Raw genomic sequence first — 769 nt, forward strand, 5'->3', positions numbered from 1 at the left:
TAGATATTTTGTGTAAGTAATCTTTTCTGATGTTTGTGATTTGTTCGTATACTAATGTAAGTTTTCTTTTTTGTTTATTTCGGGACTGACTTCCTTTTTGTTTTTTGGAAAGTTGTCGTTGTTCGTATTTGAGTTTTTTTAATTTGGTTTTCAGGGGTTTGATATTCTCATAACTACTACCATCTGAAAGTGTGGCAAGTTCTTTGATACCAGTATCAACACCAACATACTTATTGGTTTTACCAAAAGGTTTATGTTCCACTTCACAAGTGATAGAAACATAATATTTACCAGTGGTAGATTTTGATATAGTTGCAAACAAAAGCTTACCTTCCATTTGTCTATGAAGAATCAATTTAATTCCTTCTTTGAATTTAGGAATTACTAATTTACCATCTTCAACACTTACATTTTGTGGTACTTTAAAACTTTGTCTATCAAACTTTGATTTAAAACGTGGAAACTTATTCTGCTTATTGAAGAAATTCTTATAGGCAATATCTAAGTTTCTAATAGATGCTTGTAATGATTGGCTGTTCACTTCTTTCAACCAAACAAATTCATCATCCTTCTTTAATTCAGTTAAAGTTATCGCATTGTCATAATAGTTAAGTGAAGTTTTTTCATTTAGATATCTCTCTATACGTTCATTTAAAAACCTATTGAACACAAATCTACAGTGCCCAAAATGTTTGCTCAACAAAGATTCTTGTTCCTTGGAGGGGTAAATTCTAAAGAGATATGATTTGTGTTTTAACTTCATTCTATT

General features: G+C 29.8%; 1 protein-coding gene. It reads right to left on the reverse strand.

Annotation, left to right across the window (positions count from 1 at the left end; genetic code table 11):
• A partial coding sequence (locus tag I215_RS15595; protein ID WP_040460651.1) for an RNA-guided endonuclease TnpB family protein occupies positions 1–763 on the reverse strand: 763 nt, incomplete at its 3' end.
• Positions 764–769 lie beyond the last annotated feature (6 nt).

The sequence above is a fragment of the Galbibacter marinus genome (assembly GCF_000300875.1).
GTDB lineage: Bacteria > Bacteroidota > Bacteroidia > Flavobacteriales > Flavobacteriaceae > Galbibacter > Galbibacter marinus.